The following is a 19,046-nucleotide window of genomic DNA, read 5'->3' as shown; positions in this document are numbered from 1 at the left end:
TTTCTAATATTTTAAAACTCTTGCATTGACCTTAACTTAAGTTAAGGAATTACAGTCTCTTTGACCCAATAATTACAAGGAGAAAGTGATGACTGACGCAAAAGTTTATCTAGAACACGCAAACATCACTGTTGTCAATGCGAAACACACGATTGATTTTTTACTCACTGCCATTCCCTCTTGGCGAGTGCGTGGCCAAGGCGACATGACCAACTCAAACGGCGATAAGGTTACTTGGTATCACATCGGAGATGAAGAAAGCTACATCACTATTCAAGGAGGAAGTTCTGATATTTTACCTGAATGGCGAACAGTATTTACCGGTGTTAAACACCTTGGATTTGTTGTCCCTAATCTAGGACAACTTGTCGAAACCTTGTCTCTCGCAGGCTATGAGTTGGATCATTGGGGCGGAGAGCACCCAGCCCGTAGAAGTGCCTACTATGTGGACAAGCACAATCTGCAATTTGAATTTGTCGAGTACTTTTCTAACGATTTTTCTCAACGAAACGATTACTCTCACTAAGCTTAACTCGACCTGATTATTCTTAACAAGACGCATAACTTACAGTGCGTCTTTTGTTTTTTTGCAAGTTACGTTGCTGATTTTGCAAAACAAAACAATTCTAGGTTCACATTAAATTCCCTTTCAATGTTGCAACATACTGCTAACAATTATCCCCGTTAGGAGTATTTATGTCTGAACAGGTTCTAATTAGCCCTAATTCAGGACTACTTTCTCGAGCATCTAACGCATGTACTTCTGTTGTACAGCGCTATTTACCTGACCCGTTTCTTTTTGCCGCTATTCTGACCTTCGTCGTGTTCTTAATAGCGATGCCCGTTACCAACCAAAGTCCGGTTCAAATGGTTGATGCATTCGCGGGGAGCTTCTGGAATTTGCTCAAGTTTGCTATGCAGATGGCATTAGTCGTCGTCACAGGTCATGCAATGGCAACCGCGCCAGTTTTTCAAAGAGGTCTCGCTTACATTGCAATGGCAGCTAAGACTCCTGGCCATGCCATCATCATTGTGACTTTAGTGGGTGCCGTTACCTGCTGGATCAACTGGGGCTTTGGCCTAGTCGTAAGTGCAATCTTTGCTCGAGAACTTGCCGCAAGAGTCAAAGGTGTTGATTATCGACTTCTTATTGCCTCTGCTTACACAGGTTTCCTTTTCTGGCATGCCGGTCTTTCAGGTTCGATTCCTCTAGCAATAGCCAGTGGTTCAAACATTGAAAGTGTAACTTCGGGTGCGTTAACTAGCGCCATTCCCGTTGACCAAACCATCTTCTCTACTATGAACTTGTTCATTATTGGCGCGATGCTTGTTGTGATTCCATTTGTGAACAAAGCAATGCATCCAACAGGTGCCAATGTCGTGGCAATTGATCCAAAGCTACTGGCGGAAACACAACAAAAAGAAGAAGAGGTATCAGCAAAAACACCTGCGGAAAAACTAGAAAATAGCCGCTGGGTAAACATCATCCTTGCTGCTTTAGGTTTTACTTACATCATCAGTTACTTTGTCGAAAAAGGCTTTGCCCTCAACCTAAACATCGTTAACTTCACCTTCCTATTCACAGCTATTCTTCTGCATAAATCGCCGAAGAGCTTTTTGAAAGCAGTAACGAACGGCACCAAAAACACGGCGGGCATCTTACTTCAGTTCCCATTTTATGCAGGCATCATGGGTATGATGGTTGCAAAAGGGCCAGAGGGAATTTCAGTTGCTGGTGCGATGTCTAGCTGGTTTGTTGATGTTTCGAATAGTGTTACCTTTCCCGTCTTAACCTTTATCAGTGCTGGAATTGTTAACTTTTTCGTACCATCTGGTGGCGGTCAATGGGTGGTACAAGCGCCTATTATGATGCCTGCTGGAGAAGCACTTGGTGTACCACCAGCTAAAACTGCGATGGCCATCGCTTGGGGTGATGCTTGGACGAATATGATTCAGCCATTTTGGGCTTTACCTGCCCTCAGCATCGCTGGCTTAAATGCAAGAGACATAATGGGCTTCTGCATTATTACCATGCTCGTATCTGGCGCCATCATCTGCACTGGCTTACTTATTTTTTAACGTCTTGCCATGAGCTTGTCCCGGGGAAACTACTTGTTAGTTCCCCTTCCCCCCACTTCACGAATTAATCTATTGTTGAAGCTTTGCGGGACAAGCCTTTTTCTTCCGTTGTCACACATCTAACCTAACTCCATACCGTTTTTCAATCACGCCATTAGACTGAGCCCAACGCTGAATAAAGGGATTGGTTATGTTCGATAAAATGGCATTTTTTGTTTATGTGATTCGCACCGGCTCGATTTCTGCGGCCGCACGCCATTTCAATTTGTCTGTTTCAGCTGGCAGTCGATGGCTGCAAGAATTAGAGCAGCATTTTGACACGCCTCTTTGCAGACGCTCAAACCGATTGTTAACGGCAACACCTGCCGGACAAACTCTATTCGATGAATTTTCATCTGTTGTTGACGATGCTGAGCGAGTTACACGTAAATTGGCTGATTTTCAGCAACATGAACGCGGACACATCAACATCGTTGCCACTCCGGTTTACGCCAACCACTTTTTAATGTCAGCGTTAGTCGACTACATGAATAACAATCCCAATGTGACCTATCATCTACGTATTGATCCTTGGGCATTAGATTATGCAAACGAAGCCGATCTAATGATTTCGGCCAATGCTTCCTTTCAAGGCTATCGCGAAAAAGATTTGCTCCTAGTTAAACGTGAATTGATGCACTGTCCGTTTGTTGTGGTTGCTTCCCCCAATTACTTAACTAAACATGGCAACCCGGCAGATCCGCAGGCGCTAAAAGATCACCAATGCTTATTTGCAAGCACCCTCACAGGAAGCAATGATTGGGTGTTTAAAAATGGGTCAGAAACCCTATTGATGAAGGTCCCCAAAACGTTGGAGGTCAACGACAGTGATCTATTGCTTAAGTTGGCGCTATCAGGAGCGGGTGTCGCTTACCTTCCTGAATTTGTAGTTCGCGAGGACATCAAACAAGGCAGATTGACAACGCTTCTGGATGAGTACGAAACCAGTACATGGAGTCTCAACCTCTATTACCACCCTGCGCAAAAAGCCAGCCCTGCCGCAATTAAATTTAAAGAATTTCTTCTCACCCAAGATTGTCTTGATTAAGTTTTAAATGGCGACTTTGCAAATTCGCAAAGTCGCTTTGATTTATTGCTTGTAACACCACCTCGTACGGCTGATTTAGACTAAATCTAAAATTGTTGTATGAGATCGTCGACATGGAATCTGTGTTTATTGTTGCTGCCAAACGAACTCCAATTGGCAAATTTAATGGCTCCCTTGCCAATGTCAGTGCGGTTGATTTAGGCGCGACTGCAATCAAAGCAGTACTAGAAGAATCCAAAGTAAAACCTGAACTGCTGGATGAAGTCATTGTTGGACATGTTCTAACTGCCGGGCTCGGAATGGGTACTGGCCGACAAGCTGCCATCGAAGCAGGTATTCCCAACACGGTGCCTGCACACACTCTCAACATGATTTGTGGTAGTGGGATGAAGTCGGTGATGGAAGCGGCAGCCCATATCAAAGCAGGAGATGCCGAATTAGTCGTCGCGGCTGGCATGGAAAGCATGAGTAATGCCGGTTGGGTGATGAACAGCCAAGCCCGATTTGGCGTCAAACTCGGACACCAAGCTTTGCAAGATACGGTACTTTGTGATGGCCTAACCGATGCGTTTTCAAACGAGCCAATGGGTATCACAGCAGAAAACATTGCCGAACGGTTTGCTATTTCTCGTCAAGAACAAGATGACTATGCATTAGCCAGTCAAACCAAAGCTCAATTCGCAATTGAACACGGCCATTTCTCTGAAGAAATTGTCCCTGTAACCTATACAAATCGAAAGGGCGACCATACCGTTGATACCGACGAACATCCTAGTTTTGATTCTTCCTCGGTAAAACTTGCCAAGCTTCGTCCCGCCTTCAAAAAAGAGGGAACCGTAACAGCAGGCAATGCGTCAGGCATCAATGACGGCGGCTCTGCAATTTTGCTTGCCTCATCCGAAGCCGTGAAAAAATACCAACTCAAGCCGCTCGCAGAAATAGTCAGCTATGGCCAAGGTGGTCTAGACCCTAATTACATGGGCTTAGGCCCTGTCCCAGCGATTGAACAAGCACTCAAAAGAGCCAATAAAAAGCTAACTAACATAGACATATTTGAACTCAATGAAGCGTTTGCCGCGCAATCTCTGGGTGTGATTAAAGAGCTAGCCAACAAACACGAAGTTTCCTCAAGTTGGCTGTTGTCGGCAAGTAACCTATCGGGAGGGGCGATCGCCTTAGGTCACCCGATTGGTGCTTCGGGTAACCGGATTATCACAACCCTGGTTCATCAGCTGCACAGAACCGACTCGAATTTTGGTCTGGCCTCATTGTGTATTGGTGGTGGTATGGGAACCGCAGTGATCTTACGTCGTTGTACTTAGTCCGCTTTTACCTTGTAAAAACTTGATAATTTCACGTGAGGAACACATGTCGTCATCACCTCTACTACCTAAATCTAAAAAGCTGATTTCACAAGAGCAGCTCGCCGATCACTTTTATGATGGCATGACCATTATGATTGGTGGCTTTATGGCAAACGGTGCGCCTGAGTCTCTTATTGATGCGTTGGTAAAGCACAACATTAAAGATATTACCTTAATCAGCACCGACACGGGCTCTCCGGGAAACGGCAGCAGTAAACTGATAGCCAACAAACAAGTAACTAAGCTGTACGCCTCTCACATCGGTTTAAACCCAGAAACAGGCAAGCAGATGAACTCAGGGTCACTCGACGTTGAGCTTGTCCCACAAGGTACGCTTGCCGAGCGAATTCGGTCTGCTGGTGCTGGCCTCGGAGGCGTACTTACACCGACAGGTCTTGGAACTTTGGTGGCTGAAGGCAAACAAGTAATTGAAGTTAACGGTCAGCCATTTTTGCTCGAAACTCCATTGAAAGCCGATTTAGCCTTGATCCGAGGATCCGTTGTCGATACCAAAGGTAATGTTTTCTATAGCAAAACTACGCAGAACTTTAACTCATTGATGGCCACTGCCGCCGAAACCGTCATCGTCGAAGCAGAGCAATTTGTCGAAGCTGGGCAGATATCGGCTGAGTCTATCCACACTCCGGGTCTTTATATTGACCATGTTTATTCTGCCGAGGTAAGCCAATGACACAATTAACAAAACAACAAATTCGGGAGAGAATCGCAAAACGAGTCGCACAAGAGTTGCAAGATGGTGACGTGGTTAATTTGGGCATCGGTTTACCGACGTTAGTTGCCGATTACGTCGATAAGGATTTTGAGATCTGGTTGCACGCAGAGAATGGCTTAATGGGAATTGACGGATTAGCGGACGAATCCAACCAAGATCCAGACCTTATTAATGCTGGGGCACAACCTATTACCGCAGTGACAGGTGCGAGTTATTTCAATAGTGCCGATTCCTTCGCTATCATTCGCGGTGGTCATGTTGATGTGACAGTGTTGGGCGCTTTACAGGTCGATGAGCAAGGAAACCTTGCCAACTGGATTATACCCGGGAAGATGGTTCCCGGTATGGGCGGCGCGATGGATCTCGTTGTAGGTGCAAAAAAAGTCATCATAGCGATGGAGCATACGGCCAAAGGCATGCCTAAAATTCTAAAGCAATGTTCCCTGCCGTTAACCGCTGTCAAACAAGTCAATTTCATCGTGACCGAAATGGGTGTGTTTGAAATTGTTCCCGAGGGCATTGTTGTTAAGGAAATCGCCAGTGGCTTTGACTTTGAAACCATCCAAAGTGCAACCGAAGCTCAACTACTTAATCCCTACCAGCTTTAACCACCACGTTATTCGCCCAAAATCAAATACCGGATTTAAATTCAACTAATCCGGTATTTGGCAATTCGCGCCAATTTCTCACCATTCATCCCACCAATTTTCCACTCACACCGGAATTTTACCGTTTATCGCATCGGCATTTTCGCAAGCACAAATACCGTTAATCTTTCCTCATCGAAACACACAACGTCGCTAAGAAGTAAAGAACTTGCGACTAGATTGAAGAAAAATTTGAGGGAAGAACTGATGAAAACGCTAAACCTAATCAAAAGCGGAAAAACGACTCTAGCAACATTGATTGCAGCCAGCACTCTATGGGCTTCTAGCGCATTGGCAAATCCACCGAGTGAAGCCTTGATCGAGCAATACAATCAAGCAGCATCCGGTAACGCAGATATGGTCGAGCCAGTTTTTGATGCGTTAACTTTGCACATCGATCAACACGGCGCTAACGCTCTGTCTCTGGTTTACCTTGGTAGTACTGAGACATTGAAAGCAGATGCAGCGTGGATGCCGTGGAACAAAATGAAGCACGCCGAGCAAGGCTTAGCGACCATTGCTAAAGGCTTATCGCTCATTGACCCAAATGAGACAGAAGTTCGCCAAGGCTTGCCGGTAAACTTACTCAGCCAATCCATTGCAGCTAGCACTTACACATCACTTCCAGACATGTTCAACCACTTCGATCGCGGCTACGACTTGTTTATTGAAATCATGTCTAACGAGCAATTAGCCGTTTCATCATTTGAAGCAAGCTCTTGGGTTTACTTCTACGGTATCCAAGCTGCAATTCGCGCCGAAGACGACACCCGTGCCAATGAGTGGCTGCAAATAATGCAAGCTCAAGAGCAAAACCACCCACTGACACTAGCAGCCTCTCAGTTAATTGCTGAAGCCAAATAGTTATAAGCCCAAAACGATTCAAGGAGTGTAAGCATGTTGCGTTTCTCAAACTTACAGCGCACCTTCACGATTGGTGAGCAAAACGTGAAAGCCGTTCAACAAGCTAGCGGAGAGATTGAACAAGGCGAAATGGTTGCCCTTTGTGGGCCGTCTGGCTCAGGAAAAAGCACCTTGCTCAACATGCTTGGCTTGCTTGATACCCAATACAGCGGTGAAATTCTATTGAACGATGTCAATTACCCAGGTGATCGACATCAAGCGGCTAAGTTACGTCGATTTGAGTTTGGCTTTGTCTTTCAGAAATTCAATCTAGTCCCTGTTATGACAGCGTTAGAAAACGTTGCCTATCCACTGATGTTACAGGGTCTCCCAACCAAGCAAAGAATCTCGATGGCAACCGAAATGTTGGCCGCTGTTGGGCTGAAAGGATTTGAAAACCATCGTCCTGATCGGCTATCCGGTGGGCAGCAGCAGCGCGTTGCCATAGCGCGGGCTTTGGTACACAAGCCAAAAATCGTCATTGCTGATGAGCCGACCGCAAGTTTGGATAGTGAAACTTCCCTGCAAGTGATTGAGTTAATGAAAAAACTTGGCAAAGAGATGGGCACATCATTCATCGTCGCAACCCACGACCCCGTAATGGCCAACAGTTGCCAACGCACAATTTGGATGAAAGACGGATACACACAGCAGGAGACACTAGCATGGGCCAGCTAATCTTATCTAACCTCAAGATGGCATATCTCAATCTTCTGAGAAACCGTCGACGTACTATTATGTCCGTGGCAATAGTGGCGATTGCACTTTACGCCGTAAATAGTGCAGGTGGCTTTGGTTTGTATACCTACGAGTCACTTGAAGAATCATCTGCCAGGGATGTTGGGCATTTCACTCTCACTAAACCCGGATATTTTGACCTATCAGAGGAAGTACCGCTCGCGAACGGTATTGAATGGCCAGAGCAAGTCATCAACAAACTTAATGCCAAATCAGAAGTACGCGCAGCACTTCCAAGAATTGAATTTACAGGCCTCCTATCTAATGGCCAAACTTCAACCATTTTTATGGGAATCGGCGTATCCCATCAAGAATTTGATGTTAAAGGTCCATTTTTGAAAATCGTTGATGGTCGTTCGCTTTCCGATATCAATTCACCTCGATACGACGCTACTACACCGGAAGTGATGCTCGGCAAAGGCTTAGCGCAAAACCTTAATGTTAGAACTGGAGATTGGTTAACGATTTTGTCCACCACGACCGATGGCGTACTCAATGCTCTGGATTACCGAGTTCGCGGCATTTTCGAAACTGGTGTCCCTGAGGTCGATAAACGCCAATTATTTGTGCACATTTCTGAAGCGAAAAATCTCTTAGTGTCAGAAAAAGTAAGCTTAGTTTCAATTTACTTGAACGATCACAAAGGCCAACCGGCAATTGAACAATGGCTCAACGACAACTTAGCCAAGTACTCACAAGATCAAGACTTGGACTACACCCCATGGCAAGAGCGCGCATTCTACTTTGAGAATGTGAAAAACCTCTACGACCGAATTTTTGGAATGTTAGGTATCGTCCTTGGGCTGGTGATTTTTGTATCTATCTTTAGCACTTTAACCATGTCGGTTACCGAACGTACCCGAGAAATTGGCACCTTGTCTGCGATTGGCGCATACAGCCATGAGATTGTTCGCGGTTTCTTACTTGAAGCATCACTGATTGGCATCATTGGCGGTTTGCTTTCCGGATTATTGACAGTCACCACTAGCCTGGTGCTGTTCTTTGCCGAAGTGCAAATGCCACCACCTCCAGGCGGTACAGAAGGCTACCCATTGTACGTGTACTTTTCACCGCTGCTTTGGCTAACCACGAGTTTTATTGTTCTATCCATCTGCGTATTCAGTGCTTGGCTTGCTGCGCGCAAAGGCGTTAATCAACCTATTACCGAGGCTTTGGCACATGTTTAATTATCTATCTAAAAAATCGTTTCTTGGCACTTTGTTTACTGTTGCTTTGGGGCTCTCAGCCCCTACCGCGTGGGCTGATAACGACCAACTCGCCGTTGAATGGGTAAAAACCGCCGACAGTTACCGAGTTCAAGAAAAGGACATGAGAGTTGTTTCAAAAGTCAGCAGCTTTAAAAATGGTGAGCTAGACCAAACCCGTTTGTACCATGTGTTTACTCGAACCAATCGCGAGTCTCTGGTCTTATTCAAATCTAAAGTTGAAGCGGGACAAAAAATGCTAATGCTCGGTGATAACTACTGGTTGGTGATGCCAAAAAGCCGCCGTCCAATTCGCATTACACCCGTGCAAAAGCTCATGGGAGATGCTTCTATCGGCGATATCTCAAGCCTAACTTGGAGCCAAGATTACGCTATTACCTGGTCAGAATACCAAGACGTAACAGTCGACGGGCAAAACATTGAAACGGCTAAGTTGTTACTTACAGCTAAAACCAAAGGGGCAAGCTACCAAAACATTACCCTGTGGCTGTCTACCGAAGACCAATTCCCAATCAAAGCAGACATGTATTTGCGTTCAGGCAAACTTGCTAAACAGGCAGAATTTGTCGCCGACCAGCGAGATGGAAAGACTGTGGTAGGCACGATGAAACTTAAAGACAGTCTACAACCATGGAAAGAAACTCATATCGAGTATGTAGAAAGTATCGAAAAATCCATTGCTGACAAGTATTACAACCCATCGTTCTTGGTTCGAAATAGCGAACTGTCACTTTAATAAATTTGGCGAACATTGTTTAGGAGTCGTTATGTTCTCAAGAGTTTCAATCAAGGATAAATCACGTATAGGGTTGTCATCCAAAGCTAGCCTCACAGCTGCAAAATTGACGCTGTTTTTAGCAATATCTCTATCAGCGACGGTTGCCAATGCGTCAGTTTATCGAATCGCACCGGATTGGGATTGGGCACTCACTAGCGAACAAGTTCGCCCATCAAACACGGTCTTTGACAGTGGTAACCAAGACACACAGACCCGTTTGCACGGCTACTTAGATGCATCGATCAATGCCGGAAACTTTTCAGCATTGTTGACCTACTACGGACAAAACCTTGCTAGTTCGGAAACTCAAGACGATGACCATCATCAATGGTTAGCCAGAGAATGGGTTTGGCAAGACACAATGACAATAGCAGACAACGACATCGACTACTCGATTGGAAAACTCAGAGTGGATTGGGGTCTTGGATACGGATTTCGCCCTTTAGATATTTTGGATTCTCGCTCACCTAATCCAGTAGGCGTATCTCTTGAAGAGGGTGTGGGGGCGTTATCATTCTCTGTATTTGATGACGTTGGCGACTGGACTCTGATTGCCGCCGACACCGATTGGCAAGTGCAAGACTCCAACGCCTTGGTCGAAAAAGAACAAGCAAAAGGCGTTGGTATTAGACGTTTCGTTTTTTCAGACCAAATCGAGTGGCAGTGGACAAGCTATTACGACCAACAAAGAGAGACAATCTTAGCCGCTGGCGCTCTGTATCAAGTAAATGATGTGTTATCTCTGCATACCTCCGCTCGTTATCAAGCAAAATATTGGCACTACCAAGCGCCAAATACACTCGCTGCTCCCGAGCTAAAAGAAGACCGCAAGGCCGTATTCGCAATGTTGGGTTTCAATTATACCTCGTACTCTGGCCATCAATGGATTGTCGAATACGGTTATGACTCTCGCGCTTGGTCAAAATCGCAGTGGAATCAAGCCATTGAATTTGCGAAACAAGCAAGCCTAACTCCTCAAACTGCCCCCTTGGCAGCCAGCTACCAGTTGGGCTTCCTCAATCCAAATCGAACCGAACACAACGTTATGGTGCATTGGAACCTTAACCTAAGCCATTGGTGTCAAAGCAAAGATTTTTCTTGCCCGAACTGGGTAAATGATACTGAAATTCGGACAGACCTAATGGTTTCACCAGTCGATGCTGGTGTGATCGCGACGCAATGGCTAGAGTACACCCTATTTGATTCAGGTGAGAGCGCCGTTTACCTAGAACTAGCAGGCCGCTATTCAGGTGGAAAAAATGAATCTATCTACGATCAGTTGACCAATCAGCAGCAATGGGTGCTCAATCTTAAAGGGAAGTTTTAATGGTTAGTGGTTCCGAAAAACTTGAGTTTCAAACCTTAAGAACAATTATCCACACAACAGCTATCTGTTTAGGCGTCAGTGCCGTCACGTTTTTAATTTGGAGCGGACCTTTTTACTTACATGTATTGGTAAGCCTTGGTTTTGGCTATGGCTCAGTGGCAACAGAATACATTCTTCACCGTTTTGCTCGTTCGTTGGGACGAGTCAAAATCAACATTATCAGCATGATCTCAGGAGTTTCGATCGGAATTATTAACGCGGCTCTTATTAACAATGCCATTTTTGAGGAGGTCATGGGACCGAGCATACTCCCGACATTGGGCCTTGGGATCATGTTTACCGCAGGTGCGTTTTTGTACTTCTATGCTCACGAACAAAAATTGATTATGACGGCCAAAATAGAGCGCGAGCGCCGAGAGAAGTCGGAAAAAGAAAAAGCTCTAGTGCTCAGCCAGTTAAACCGTCTACAAAGCCAAATCGAACCACACTTTTTGTTCAACACGCTCGCTAACCTCAATGTACTGATCGAACACGACCCAAAACGTGCTCAGCAAATGTTGGCCAAACTGACCCAATTGCTACGCAGTTCTCTTAATATCAGCCGTCAGCAAGTCGCTACAATAGAGCAGGAATTAAGCCTAATAGATGCTTTTTTGTCCATCCAGAAAATACGATTGGGTGATCGCCTTGAATTTCAGCTGGACTATGACCAAGACATTGCGCAGCATCTTATTCCGCCTATGTTATTGCAACCCTTAGTTGAAAACGCGGTGAAACATGGCATTGAGCCGAAAGGGGAACAGGGACAGATAAAAGTAACCGCTGAAATCAACAATGACCAACTGCACTTAAGTGTGGTGGATAATGGAGTAGGATTATCCGCTGAAACTGAACACTCTGGTATCAGCACCAAAGGTAATGGTATTGCCTTGAGCAACATCAGAGAGCGCTTGGCCAAATTGACTGATAATGACGGTGGATTAAAAATTGTTGAACTGGTTTCTGGCGGGGTCAAAGCCCAGATAACACTACCATTAAGCAGTTTAGAGGCCATAAAAACTAACATGGAGAATCAGGAAGTATCTCATGTCTAAACGTACTGCAATTCTTGTCGACGACGAACCTTTATTGCGATTTCACCTAGATAAGGTCTTAGCAGATGCATGGCCTGAACTAGAAATCTTGGCGCAGTGTGAAAATGGCAAACAGGCGCTAGAGGCGATAGAGCAACACAACCCAGATATCGTATTCCTAGATATTCAAATGCCAGTGATGAATGGTATGCAAGTCGCCAAAGAGCTCAGCAAACGCGAGCAGGCGCCAAAAGTTGTGTTTATCACAGCCTATGATCAATACGCCATTGAGGCTTTCGAGCACCAAGCCTGTGATTACTTGCTTAAGCCCATTTCAGAGGAAAGGTTAGATAAGTGTATCGCTAAGCTCAAGCCCTCAAATATTGAGCCTCAAGTCAGCCCAGACATGCTAGCAAAACTTGTCTCAGCACTGGATACCGCACCCGTGCAAAAGCCTTCATTTCTTAACTGGATAAAGGCACCGAAAGGTGAAGAGATTCAACTGATATCGGTTGCTGATATTGCTTACTTTAAGGCGGAAGACAAATACGTCTCACTCTACAAAGTGGACAACGGTAGATTAGAAGAGTTTTTGCTGCGTACTTCCATCAAGGAATTATTATCACAACTCGATCCCGAAAAGTTCTGGCAAATTCACCGCTCAACAGTCGTGAATGTGCAGCACATTCAAGGTGTCAAAAAGGAGCTAACGGGCAAGATGTTGGTGAAAAGTCATGGGCACAGCTTGCCGGTCAGTCGGGCCATGCAAAGTCAGTTTAATGGCCCTTGGTAAGTACTTCTAACTCACGCTCCTCGCCTGCTCCACTTGCTGGCAGATATACTCACCAATTGGAATGGCTGAGGTTGCTGCTGGTGAGGGAGCATTGCAAACGTGCAGACTGCGAGCGGTTTGTTTGAACAAGAAATCGTGAACTAAGGTGCCGTCTTTTAATACCGCTTGAGCTCGAATTCCTGCTGGGTATGGTTCTAAATCCTCTAGCTCAATGCTAGGACAGTACTTATTAACCAACTTCAAATACCCCGAGCGGAATTTGGAGTTTTTCAGCTCCACTAGCCCGGTCCGCCAATGTTTGGCGCTGACCTTCCAAAAACCGGGGAAAGTCACCATTTCCCAGATATCTTGGAAATTCACATTCCAACGCCCATAACCTTCGCGTTTGAAACCTTGCACCGCATTCGGACCAACCGTTACCGTACCATCGATCATTCGAGTAAGGTGTACCCCAAGAAACGGAAGTTCAGGATCAGGAACGGGATAGATCAAGTGGTTCACCACTTGATTGTGCTTAGCGCTCAATCGATAGTATTCGCCGCGGTAAGGAACGATTTGAAAGTCCACATCAATACCAAATAATCCAGCCACTCGATCTGCCATTAATCCTGTGCAAGCCACCACATAGTCAGCTTCAAATTCAAGAGCTCGTTGAGTTTTGCTATCGACACAATGGAGCGAGACGCCCTCTCCAGTTTCATCAATCGTTTTGAGCTGGGTGTTTAAGCGAAGCTCCCCTCCTGAAATGGCGAACTCTTTCACCACAACTTCAGTCACTTGCTGATAATTGACAATGCTGGTAGTCGAAACGTATATCGCTCCTAATCCAACAATATTAGGTTCGCGCAGCTTAAGAGCATCTTGGTCGAGTAACTCAACATCGAGTCCATTGGTGTGGCATCTGTCGTACAGCGATAACATGCGGTCGTATTCCAACTTGCTGGTCGCCACAATTAACTTTCCGCAGTTCTCATAGGGAACGCCGTGTTTTTCACAAAGCTCAATGGTGGCATCCACACCACGCCGACAAAAATCGGCTTTTAAACTGCCGGGAGCGTAATACACTCCCGCGTGAATCACCCCGCTGTTATGCCCGGTTTGGTGTTTAGCTAACTGAGATTCTTTGTCTATCAGCAATACTTTTTGCTCGGGAAACTTCTGTTGCAGTTGCCAAGCAGTGGACACCCCAACGATACCACCGCCAATGACTACATAATCAAAACTATTATTTTTAACCACCGGTAGCCTCCACCGTCGATGTTTTGCTTTGATTCACTTGATATAGCTTTAAGCTATACACAAAGACCGCAAAGAATACACCGGTTGCAATTAGACGAATCCAAATATCGATGTCTTGCCATACCAGGGCGACACCGACGATCGCCATCACGACTCTTAATGCCCAATTCAGTGGCCCTTCCAAATAGCCCTCAATGGCCGCAATCAGTGCGTAGGTGCCAATAATGGCAAAGCCGCCAACGATTAGCACATCCACCACGTTCCAACTCACCAAGCCAGAATACGCAATTAACAGTGGTACTAAGTACAAGCCCTTGGCAATTTTCCATGCCATAAAACCGGTTCTCATCGGCGGTGTTTTGGCAATTGTCGCCGCCGCAAATGCCGTCAAACAAACCGGTGGTGTAACGTTACTATCTTGGGAAAGCCAAAAGATAATCAAATGCGCACTCAGCAAAGCAAGAGTGATGGTTTCTAAGCCCAAACTTTGCTCAAGTAACGTCCCCATAAAATCACCGGGCACTAAGGCAAGTAACTCTTGTGCAGTTTGCAGGCTCATCGGTGCATTCAGTAAATCTAAGCGCTCAGGTGCTGCCAACATAAAGATTGCTTTAGCCTGCTCAGGTAATTGGCCGTTCACTAACAGGTCGACCAATTGGCTTTCAGCCAGTAGCTTGTATAAAGCCGGAGCCGACAAAGTACCTAACACGATATACGCAGCGGTTACCGGTAGTCCCATACCCAAAATGAGTGAGGCAAGTGCAATCAGCAGAATCATGATCAGCAGGTCACCATTTGCCCAGCCGTCAATCATAAGCGAGAAGGTGTTGCCGATACCCGTAGTACTGATCACGTTGACTACTAAGCCAATACCTACCAGCAATACCGCGGTTGTCGCCATATTTTTAGCGCCTTGAGTCATGGCTTCAAAAATGGCTTTTGGCCCCATTTTGTAATCTTTGGATAGCCAGCTTGCCGCAATCACCGACAATATTGAAAGCCCAGCGGCATAAGTCGGTGTAAAACCACTAATCAGTAAGCTAACCAACACCACCAAAGGAATCAGGTTGTGCCAACCAGATATGACCACTTTCAATAGAGAGACTTCACTAGTAGTGATTTTTTGCACGCCACTGCGCTTTGCTTCAATTCGGACAAAAAACGCCACAGACAAGAAATAAACCAAGGCAGGAACAAACGATACTGCGATGATTTCCACATAAGGAATTTGCGTGTAAGACGCCATAATAAAAGCGCCCGCCCCCATCACCGGTGGCATTAGCTGCCCACCAGTAGAAGAAGCCGCTTCAACACCCGCAGCAAAACGAGGTGGAAAGCCCGCTTTTTTCATCAGCGGAATACTAATGACACCGGTCGAAACCGTATTGGCGACACTTGAACCCGATACCGACCCCATCAAGCCAGAGCCCAGAACCGCAATAAACCCCGGGCCGCCGATGATTTTTCCTGCCGCTGCGCGCGATACATTGATGATGTAATCCCCAACACCAGAACGAACCAAAAATGCCCCAAAAAGGATAAACATAAAGACGAAGCTCCAACTGATGCGTGCAATTGGACCAAACATACCTTCAGATGAATAAAAGCTGCGATACAGAAGCGTTTCCATACTCAAACCGGGAAAGTGGAAAATTCCGGTCGCCCATTTCCCCCACAGCACTACGTAGCTCAAACATATGATGATTAAAATCGGGATAAACCATCCCATGGTTCGGCGAATCATTTCAATCACGACCACTATCGCCATGATCGCGAAAATCCAGTCAGAAGTGACAAACTTTACGCCGCGTTCGTAAAGCGCATCTTCGGCAAGAGGGATATAAATTAAACAAGCAATGGCCGCCGCCGCGAGCGCAATATCGATATACAGCGCTGCCTTACTGTTTTTTAGTGAAATATGGGGTGGATACCAGAGAGCACAAATAACGGAAAAGCCCGCGAAGTGAACGGCGGAAATCCACAACTCATTCCACGTAGATAGGGTATTGAACCAGATGTGGGCAACCGCAAGCACGACACATACCGCAGTAATTAAGGTATTAAGCCAAGGAAAATCCGTGCGAGTTGGCAACTCAAATTTTTGTAATTCTTGTTGTATAGAGTCACTCATGAACTACTCCATTACGTCTTAGAGGGGTTTGAGATTGGGCAAAAAGAAAAAGAGCCACTCGAGGTGGCTCTCTAAGTGGTTAGTTTGCGATTAACTCGGCTGGGATATTTATGCCCTGCTCTTTGTAGAATTTCGCCGCACCTGGATGCAATGGAACTGGTAGACCGGCAATCGCTTTTTCTAATGCCATTGCTTTAGTTGCTTTATGAATACCTTGCAAGAAAGGTAGGTTTTCATAAATCGCTTTAGTTAACTGGTACACATCGTCTTCCGTGACATCATAACGAACGGCTAAGAAGTTTGGCTGAGCAATCGTCGTCACCGCTTTGTCTTGGTTTGGATACGTGTTCGCTGGAATCTCGTATTTCGTCCAAAGGTTGTAATCACCATTCGCTTGTTTAATTTGCTCATCAGTAAACGACAGTAGCTGTAGATCTTTACCCATTGCAGCAAAGGCTTGAGTTACCGCACCAACCGGTACACCAGCTGGCGTGTTCATACCGTCAATCGTACCGTTTTGCAACGCGCTCGCGCTACCGCCGTACCCCATGTGCGCTAGGCTGAACTTATCAACATCGATACCGACACCAGATAAGATTTGCTTGCCCGAGTTTTCCGTACCTGAGTTTTTCTTGCCTATTGAAAACTTTTTGCCGTACAGATTGGTTAAATCTTCAACCGTTCCCGTTTTCGCGTAATCTGAGCGAATAACCATGTGCTCTACGTTTTGCCACAACATAGAAACAGCACGCAGTTTCTCTTGCTTCTCACCTTTATACGGGCCGTCACCGGTTGCTGCCCATGCCCCATAAAGACCTTGTAGAATCGCAAACTGTGCTTCATTTTCATTCAGAAGCTTGACGTTTTCACCCGATCCAGCTGAGCTAATCGCGGACAATGAGAATTTGTGCTTAGGCGTGAGTTTTACCTTGCTAAGTGTTGCTAGCGCAACACCTACAGGGTAATAGGTACCACCCGTTGACGCGGTAGCTAGGATGTAGCTACGGTCTTCGGCAACAGTCTGAGCGCTAAAAGAAAAAGTAGCCGCTGCAATAGCGAGGGCTGACGCGAGTTTTTTTATTTTCATGTTACTCTCCGTGTAGACGTTTTGGTCACGTTATAAATATGTTAATTATTTTTTATCGCGACAAAGAGTAACAAATTGCAGTGCAAAGAGGTTTTGTTGCACCAATAACTAGAGGTAGATCGATTAGACTTTTGTCTAATGCTTTGGCTTTGAACGGCGAATGTAACTATTTATGTCTAATTAGACGATATTTTGTAACCCAAAATAAAACACCACTTCCGTTAATCTGCTGGAAGTGGTGAGCCAATATAAAAATTAGCAAAGGCTTAAACTTCGGTTTCAATTCTAAACAACATAAGCACCTGAATTGATGTTTAAAAAATCGGATAATGCGGCCGCTTCAATTGGACAACGGATCACTGCACTTCTTTCAACCATACAGGCTAATTTAGCGAGTATTCCCTCTAACCAAACTAAAGAGTACAAGAACAAGGCGAGACATGAATACAGTAACTAGTTACTCGTTGAGCTCATTTTTAGGATTAGTACTACGAATAGAGTACAGCGCCACCAGTTCACTTCGGTCACTGATATTCAGTTTCTTTTTGACGTTAGACCAACAATTATGAGCGGTGCTTTTTGCTAAATCGTGTTCTCGTTGGAAGTCTACAACTCGCCCACCGTGGCTGAGAACCTTGACCAAATCTCTTTCTCGACGAGTCAAAATATCACTCGTCCAGATAGGGCGCTCAGTGCTTAACTCACTTTGCTGTCTGTCAAAACTCAGTAATTTGATTCCGCGATCAATCCCCACTAAATCGTAAGTTTCATCTAACGGCGTCACCTTATACAAACAGTTGTTAAAACGAAACGAGCTTTGTTTCTCAGGTTGGTCAAACGCAAGCTGTAAACCTTGCCAAAACGCGTTACGCAGAACTTGGTTGCGAATAAACAATCGCTCAGACTTGATCACAATAGGAAAGTTGCTGTCATCAAACGCTTTTTTGGCCTCTTCATTGGCAACAAATACTGTTCCATTTGCATTGATCAGCAGTTCCGCGTGTTTGTTGCGGTTCATTAGCATCGCCATCGGCTGATAGATACTGGTGTCCAAATAACGCTTTTGAATCGCGCGCCAGGTTATGCGAATTGCGTTTTTACACGCTTGCAAGACGTCTATGCACTTATCGCGAGTCTCAGTATCACCGATATCAAAAAAGAGGTTGATGGCGATAAGGTAATCACTGTCTCGGTAGATATCCATTACTACAGTATCGGTTACACCCGTGGGCGCTAACCAATGATAAAAATCGTGCTGTTTCAATTCATCGTAAGGGAGGTAGCTAGACAGGGCATAAGGTTCAACAGATGGATACCTGAATTCTATTTCCGTCCAAGGGTCGTTCTCAGCATAGTTGTCTTCATAATCGATCAACTGGTCTTCAGTAAACCCTCTCAATAGCGGCTGACTTAAATAAGGGGGAATGTGCTTCGGGAGATGGACTAAACCGGATTTGATTTCCCGCTGTAATATAGTGCCTTTCGAACATTGAGTCGCTTCAATTAAGAGGTCTAAAACCACGCCCCATTTAGTCGGATCATCGAGTGTTTTCTGTATGACATCAGTAATTTTTTTAACCTGTTTAGTCATCAAAACTCCCTCGTCAATAAGACTATGTCCTTATTTATTTGAATTTAGTTACTAATAGGCTATTCCTTAGTCGAAACCCATTAACTATTTTAATCATTTATGCAACTAATTTAACCCTAAGGTACAGAATGCACCGGGTGATGTCGTCTGATTTGCTCACGCTTTTTGGCGTTTTATTGAGGAGAAATATGGATTTTAAGATGGCGATCAAAAAGGCCAGTGATATCACTATCACTGGCCTAATTTTTAG

General features: G+C 45.2%; 17 protein-coding genes. 13 read left to right on the top strand and 4 right to left on the bottom strand.

Annotated features, from left to right (window positions below; translation table 11 throughout):
* Positions 1–88: 88 nt before the first annotated feature.
* The 13 genes from ACXAFJ_RS03345 to ACXAFJ_RS03285 all read left to right on the top strand — a co-directional run bounded on the left by ACXAFJ_RS03345 (position 89) and on the right by ACXAFJ_RS03285 (position 12,748).
* Positions 89–526 carry a VOC family protein gene (locus tag ACXAFJ_RS03345; protein ID WP_475321408.1) on the top strand — a complete coding sequence of 146 codons (438 nt, stop codon included), beginning with the start codon at positions 89–91 and terminating at the stop codon, positions 524–526.
* 170 nt (positions 527–696) lie between these two features.
* The gene (locus ACXAFJ_RS03340) at positions 697–2,079 is read left to right on the top strand and encodes a short-chain fatty acid transporter (RefSeq protein WP_475321407.1); all 1,383 of its coding nucleotides are present in this window, start codon (positions 697–699) and stop codon (positions 2,077–2,079) included.
* A 190-nt stretch (positions 2,080–2,269) separates the two neighbouring features.
* Positions 2,270–3,166, top strand: a complete 897-nt coding sequence (locus ACXAFJ_RS03335) for a LysR family transcriptional regulator (RefSeq protein ID WP_475321405.1) — start codon at positions 2,270–2,272, stop codon at positions 3,164–3,166.
* 113 nt (positions 3,167–3,279) lie between these two features.
* On the top strand, positions 3,280–4,488 hold the full coding sequence (locus tag ACXAFJ_RS03330; protein ID WP_475321404.1) for an acetyl-CoA C-acetyltransferase: 1,209 nt from the start codon (positions 3,280–3,282) through the stop codon (positions 4,486–4,488).
* Between the two features lie 46 nt (positions 4,489–4,534).
* Complete coding sequence (locus tag ACXAFJ_RS03325; RefSeq protein ID WP_475321402.1) at positions 4,535–5,221, top strand: CoA transferase subunit A; 687 nt, start codon at positions 4,535–4,537, stop codon at positions 5,219–5,221.
* Positions 5,218–5,871 carry a 3-oxoacid CoA-transferase subunit B gene (locus ACXAFJ_RS03320; protein ID WP_475321401.1) on the top strand — a complete coding sequence of 218 codons (654 nt, stop codon included), beginning with the start codon at positions 5,218–5,220 and terminating at the stop codon, positions 5,869–5,871. Before ACXAFJ_RS03325 ends, ACXAFJ_RS03320 begins: the two co-directional genes overlap by 4 nt.
* Before the next feature lie 246 nt (positions 5,872–6,117).
* Complete coding sequence (locus tag ACXAFJ_RS03315; RefSeq protein ID WP_475321400.1) at positions 6,118–6,774, top strand: hypothetical protein; 657 nt, start codon at positions 6,118–6,120, stop codon at positions 6,772–6,774.
* A gap of 33 nt (positions 6,775–6,807) precedes the next feature.
* Positions 6,808–7,491 (top strand): ABC transporter ATP-binding protein, encoded by a 684-nt coding sequence (locus tag ACXAFJ_RS03310; protein ID WP_475321398.1) that lies wholly within the window; start codon positions 6,808–6,810, stop codon positions 7,489–7,491.
* Entirely contained in the window at positions 7,479–8,738 is a 1,260-nt protein-coding gene (locus ACXAFJ_RS03305) for an ABC transporter permease (RefSeq protein WP_475321397.1), read from the top strand. The genes ACXAFJ_RS03310 and ACXAFJ_RS03305 overlap by 13 nt, the downstream gene beginning before the upstream one ends.
* Positions 8,731–9,513: an outer membrane lipoprotein-sorting protein gene (locus ACXAFJ_RS03300; RefSeq protein ID WP_475321396.1), complete on the top strand. Its 783-nt coding sequence runs from the start codon at positions 8,731–8,733 to the stop codon at positions 9,511–9,513. Before ACXAFJ_RS03305 ends, ACXAFJ_RS03300 begins: the two co-directional genes overlap by 8 nt.
* A 31-nt stretch (positions 9,514–9,544) precedes the next feature.
* On the top strand, positions 9,545–10,882 hold the full coding sequence (locus tag ACXAFJ_RS03295) for a hypothetical protein (protein ID WP_475321394.1): 1,338 nt from the start codon (positions 9,545–9,547) through the stop codon (positions 10,880–10,882).
* A complete protein-coding gene (locus ACXAFJ_RS03290) occupies positions 10,882–11,976 on the top strand; it encodes a sensor histidine kinase (RefSeq protein WP_475321393.1) in 1,095 nt (364 codons plus the stop codon). The genes ACXAFJ_RS03295 and ACXAFJ_RS03290 overlap by 1 nt, the downstream gene beginning before the upstream one ends.
* Entirely contained in the window at positions 11,969–12,748 is a 780-nt protein-coding gene (locus ACXAFJ_RS03285) for a LytR/AlgR family response regulator transcription factor (protein ID WP_475321392.1), read from the top strand. The genes ACXAFJ_RS03290 and ACXAFJ_RS03285 overlap by 8 nt, the downstream gene beginning before the upstream one ends.
* Before the next feature lie 6 nt (positions 12,749–12,754).
* On the opposite strand, the gene lhgO is transcribed toward ACXAFJ_RS03285, so the two are convergent.
* The 4 genes from lhgO to ACXAFJ_RS03265 form a co-directional block, all read right to left on the bottom strand.
* On the bottom strand, positions 12,755–13,987 hold the full coding sequence (gene lhgO, locus ACXAFJ_RS03280) for an L-2-hydroxyglutarate oxidase (RefSeq protein ID WP_475321391.1): 1,233 nt from the start codon (positions 13,985–13,987) through the stop codon (positions 12,755–12,757).
* Complete coding sequence (locus ACXAFJ_RS03275; protein ID WP_475321389.1) at positions 13,980–16,118, bottom strand: TRAP transporter permease; 2,139 nt, start codon at positions 16,116–16,118, stop codon at positions 13,980–13,982. Before ACXAFJ_RS03275 ends, lhgO begins: the two co-directional genes overlap by 8 nt.
* 79 nt (positions 16,119–16,197) lie before the next feature.
* Entirely contained in the window at positions 16,198–17,205 is a 1,008-nt protein-coding gene (locus ACXAFJ_RS03270) for a TAXI family TRAP transporter solute-binding subunit (protein ID WP_475321388.1), read from the bottom strand.
* Between the two features lie 457 nt (positions 17,206–17,662).
* Complete coding sequence (locus tag ACXAFJ_RS03265) at positions 17,663–18,796, bottom strand: helix-turn-helix transcriptional regulator (protein ID WP_475321387.1); 1,134 nt, start codon at positions 18,794–18,796, stop codon at positions 17,663–17,665.
* Positions 18,797–19,046 lie beyond the last annotated feature (250 nt).

The organism is Vibrio sp. ABH4_348, from assembly GCF_056159765.1.
This window is presented reverse-complemented; position numbering and strand designations above follow the sequence as displayed.